Source organism: Elusimicrobiota bacterium, from assembly GCA_041658405.1.
In the GTDB taxonomy this organism is placed as follows: Bacteria; Elusimicrobiota; UBA5214; order JBBAAG01; family JBBAAG01; genus JBBAAG01.
Genome location: JBBAAG010000129.1, coordinates 1 through 4,974, shown reverse-complemented (window position 1 = coordinate 4,974; position 4,974 = coordinate 1). Strand labels below are relative to the sequence as shown.

4 protein-coding genes and 1 tRNA gene are annotated in these 4,974 nt (G+C 42.3%); 1 reads left to right on the top strand and 4 read right to left on the bottom strand.

The genetic code is table 11. The features are described 5' to 3' along the window. Positions 1-827: ABC transporter permease (locus WC955_13085; GenBank protein ID MFA5859988.1), on the bottom strand; the 827-nt coding region annotated here is incomplete at its 3' end. Positions 828-987: 160 nt separating this feature from the next. Here WC955_13085 and WC955_13080 point away from each other — a divergent pair. Further along, positions 988-1,614 carry a hypothetical protein gene (locus tag WC955_13080; GenBank protein MFA5859987.1) on the top strand — a complete coding sequence of 209 codons (627 nt, stop codon included), beginning with the start codon at positions 988-990 and terminating at the stop codon, positions 1,612-1,614. Here the strand turns inward: WC955_13080 and amrS are convergent. The 3 genes from amrS to alaS form a co-directional block, all read right to left on the bottom strand. Then, positions 1,595-2,815 (bottom strand): AmmeMemoRadiSam system radical SAM enzyme, encoded by a 1,221-nt coding sequence (amrS, locus tag WC955_13075; protein MFA5859986.1) that lies wholly within the window; start codon positions 2,813-2,815, stop codon positions 1,595-1,597. The two genes, WC955_13080 and amrS, sit on opposite strands and share 20 nt — an antisense overlap. Beyond that, positions 2,807-2,879 (bottom strand) — tRNA-Arg (locus WC955_13070). Before WC955_13070 ends, amrS begins: the two co-directional genes overlap by 9 nt. A 9-nt stretch (positions 2,880-2,888) precedes the next feature. Then, positions 2,889-4,974 (bottom strand): alanine--tRNA ligase (alaS, locus tag WC955_13065; GenBank protein ID MFA5859985.1); only part of this gene is annotated, 2,086 nt, incomplete at its 5' end.

Genomic DNA, 4,974 nt, shown 5'->3' with positions numbered 1-4,974 from the left:
CTTCCCATCCCAGGCCATGCAAAGATGGTTTCAAAAATAAACCCTCCTCCAATAAGTTCCGGTAAACTTAACCCCAGAATGGTAACTATCGGGATTAACGCGTTCCTTAACGCGTGATGGAAAATAACACGGTTTTCCGGGACACCCTTTGCCCGTGCTGTACGCACATAATCCTGCCGTAAAGTTTCTAGCATACTAGCCCGCGCATAACGCGATAACCCCGCTAACCCGCTGAATGCCGATACAAACACGGGTAACGGCAGATGGCGTGCCAGGTCATAAACCTTACCCCAGGCAGTGAGTTCATCATAATTAATAGACCTTAACCCTGAGATAGGCAACCACCCGAGTTTAACTCCGAATAACAGCATCAATAGTAATGCCAGCCAAAAAGCCGGAACTGAAAACCCGACAAAAACAATAACAGTCATAGTTTTGTCAAATACAGAATTTTGTTTTACCGCTGAGTATATACCGACAGGTAACGCAATAAAAAAAATTAAAAGTAACGACAGTATGTTCAACATCAGCGTTGCAGGCAGCCGTTCCCCAATTTTTTGTATAACCTTTCTTCCATCCTTAAACGAATTCCCGAAGTCAAGCTTTGCCATACGCTGCAACCAAACAAAATACTGTACGTACCACGGCTTATCCAATCCGTACAACTCACGGAGCTTAGTTTTTGCTTCTGACGAAACCTTGGCGTTCATATCCATTACGTCGGTAGGCTTACCGGGGGAAAGGTGCATCACCAAAAAAGTTACCAGAGTGATACCGATAAGAATCGGTACCATCAAAGCAAGCCTTTTAAAAATATATGCTGCCATCATTCCCTCCAACCCGTTTTACAAATGCTAAAATAACTAAAACAAAATTTTACATTATTTACAGTAGTGTGACAAAGAAAAAGAACTTATGTGTTATAATATAAAGTTATTTCTGATAGAAGAACGGTTACAAAGAAAGATACTGGCAGTAAAACAGTAAATGGCACAAGTGTTACGATTAATTTTTCTGGTATTAAGTTTTGTATTGTCCTACACCGCTGCGATATCCATCAAACGTATGATGGCGTGGGTGGTAGGAGAATATTTATCCGGATTACCGATCTTAGCGCTCCACCTGGTGTTCAACCTATACACATACCTCCCGCTGCTAATCATTGCTTTGCTTATCTTTCTGATATACGACGATAAAAACGTATCAAAACTTATATGGTCAACTCTTGGCGGGATTTGTGTAGGAGTAACACTTTTTCAGCCGTTGTACAGTTTTACCAATATCTTTCTCCCGCAATATATTGTTTATAGTTCAGAACTATACCTTTTTTTTGTAACACAATTACTCCCGTTTATACTTACTGGTACGGGTATTGGAATTTTTATTGCCTTCTTTGACAACGACAATAGTTTACAGGAAAGTATTCTATTATGCGCAGGAACTTCACTGCTGTTACTCATCTGGATATCATTACTCAAAACTTACCGTTTACAGCCAGGCGGTACCGGACTATATAACCCGGTAGCCAGTTATATACTAATTGCAGTGATACTCGCAGGTTCAAGTATATTTTTTAACAGGCTCACAAAAACATTTACTCATCCTGTGCGTTAATCACAGTACCCCAAACACCAGGGATTTTTGTACCGCAATACACGCACCGCCCTTTGTTAATATACGCTTTCACTATCTTATAAGAATACCGATCCACCACAAGTTTACCGCATTGATGACAGTAAGTATCCTCCCCGCGATGCCCCGGGACATTGCCCACATAAACATACCGTAACCCAGCTTTTTTTGCAGCAACATACGCTTTATCCAACGTTTCCACGGGTGTCGGAGGAAGGTTGGTAAGCTGGTACTGCGGCTGAAACCGCGATAAATGCAGCGGCACATCATTCCCGAGATTATTTTTTATCCACTCACACATCTTTGTGATAGTAGGGATATCATCGTTTTTCGTGGGTATTACAAGATATGTTATCTCCAACCACACACCATGTGATTTAATAATCTTCAAACTATTCAGTACATATTCCATATTAGCGTCATGCATAAGTTCCTGATAAACCTTTTTGTCAAACGCCTTAAGGTCAATATTTGCAGCATCAATAACCTTACAAAGCTCAACCAACGGTTTTTCGTTGATATACCCGTTACTATGCATAACATTACGTATCCCAACCTTCTTTGTTTCACTTGAACAGTCGTACATATACTCAAAGAAAACAGTGGGTTCAGTGTAAGTATACGCAACAGTTGCGCACCCGCCGTTTTTTGCCATTAACGCAATCTGCGCTGGTGTAAACCAAAAATTATTAGTTTCAGTGGGGCACATCTGAGCGATCTGCCAGTTCTGGCAATTCAAGCAACGCATATTACACCCTGCAGTAGCGATTGATAACGACATAGTACCCGGGAGATAATGGAAGAACGGTTTTTTTTCAATCGGGTCAACATGCACAGCACAAGGGTTACCGTAAGCAAGGGTATGCAATATCCCGTTTTTATTCTCTCTAACCCCGCAGAAGCCCATACTCCGGTTAGCTATAACACAACTCCGCGGGCATAACAGACAGTGTACTTTAGTCCCGGACCCACCGGGTAGTTTCTCAAAAAACCACGCAATTTTATTAGGTATTTTCCCAAAAACAGGCTCATTACCTGTCTGTGGATAACACTGAGACCCAAAACTGAATAAAAGAATGAAGCTAAGGATAGCACCATGGGTATAACGACTGTATATTTTTTCAATTGTCAAGTACGAGGACATTAATTTCTCTGTTCTATAAACAATATTATATGGGCCCAAAGGGACTTGAACCCTTACACCAAGCTTCGGAGGCTTGTACTCTATCCAATTGAGCTATGGGCCCGTTATATTGTTAAAACTTCAGTGATTTAACGGCATCACCGGCTTTATCTACAGCGGTTTTCAGGCCATCAACATTTTTCCCGCCAGCCTGTGCAAAGTCCGGTTTTCCGCCTCCGCTTCCGCCAATCTCTTTTGCAATATCTTTAATTATAGTATTAGCATTAACCCCTTTGTCAACCAAATCTTTCGTAATCTGCACAACGAGGAATGGTTTATCCTGGTATACACTGCCAACCACAACAATACCCGAACCAATACTTTTTCTTATACGGTCACCGTATTCCCCTAACGCCTTTGCACTGATCCCGGAGAGAACGTCAGTCACCAGCTTAATACCGTTTACGGTACTGGTTATAAGCGTTGTTTCGCTACCCTGTTTAGCGCCTGCGAGTTTTGACTCAAGTTCCTCAACCTTCTTCTCCAGAGCTTTATTCTCGGTTATAACCTTAACCAATTTCTGGTTCAGTTGTTGAGGCTGTGTATGAAGCAACTCCGCGAGTTCATACTGTTGTTTCTCAAGGCCAACAACATATTTTAACGCAGAATGCCCTGTGATTGCCTCAATCCTGCGTGTACCTGCGGCCACACTACTTTCACTAAGTATTTTAAACAGCCCAATTTCGCCTGTGTTTTTGATATGAGTCCCACCGCAGAGTTCCATACTGAAACAATCATCACTGGCTTTACTTTCTTCACAATCAACTTTAACTTTACCAACCTTAACAACGCGGACGTTTGCACCATATTTCTCGCCAAACAAAGCCATTACCCCATCTTTTATAGCTTTTTCTAAAGTAGTTACTGAAGTATTAACGCAATAACTTTCAAGCACCGCATTATTAACAATCAACTCTAAGCTTTCAATTTGTTCACCACTCAACGCTTTAGGATGCGCGAAATCGAATCTCAACCGTTCATTTGTCACCAGCGATCCTGACTGAACCACATGCAGTCCCAGTGTTTGCCTCAATGCTCGATGCAGTAAGTGTGTGGCGGTATGGTTACGTTGAATATCCTTTCTGCGATCAGAATCAACCAATGCTTCAACCTTCTCCCCTATCCTTGCAGTACCCTCAACAACCTTCCCGCGATGAACTACCAACCCTTCCACCATCTTTTGTGTATCAGAAACCACGATTTTTATATCAATCTTTGCGCCATACCCATCTTGAGCGATGATTATACCGGTATCGCCTATCTGCCCTCCTTGTTCCGCATAAAACGGTGTTTCTTTGAGTATAACCTCAACTTCAGAACCTTTACTTACGGCATCAACCATTACGTTGTTACTAACCAACCCAACAATCTCAGTAACATCCCGAATAGTTTCATACCCAACAAACTTAGTATTCCCTACTTTGGTATACAAATCCTTATAAACCCCGAGTTCCTGTTTTCCGGAACCCTTCCATGCGCTACGCGCTAGTTCACGTGAACTTGTAACCAGTTTATCAAAGCCTTCTGTGTCAATAGTGAACCCGTTTTCCACAGCAATATCGTTAGTAAGATCCGCCGGGAACCCGTATGTATCGTATAACTTAAACACTTCACTTCCGGGAATTATTTTGTTACCCTTGCTACTGAGTTCACGCAGTACCTGTTCCAGCATTTCAGTACCGGTATCCAGTGTCTCCAAAAACTTTTCTTCCTCCATCTTAACAATACTCGTTATTTGTTCGCGATGAGTTTCAATATCAGGATATACCGGCTTCATATGCTGTGCAACAAAACCAGCGAGTTTATAAACAAACGGTTTGAGTTCCACCTTTTGTGCGGAAGCCAGCATCTTGCCTTGCCGTACCGCCCGCCGGAGTATCCTGCGAAGCACATACCCGCGCCCTTCATTTGACGGTACAATACCGTCGGAACAAAGCATTGTTGTACTACGCACATGATCCGCAATGATCCGCAGTTCTTTGATATCAACATCCGAGACATTGATCCCAAGAAGATTCACGGTTTCTATCATTATAGGCTTGAACAGGTCCGTCATAAAACACGACTCAACATTTTGCACTAAGGTCGTCAACCGTTCAAGGCCCATACCGGTATCAATATTTTTCTTGGGTAACGGCTTAAGAGTTCCATCTGGCTGG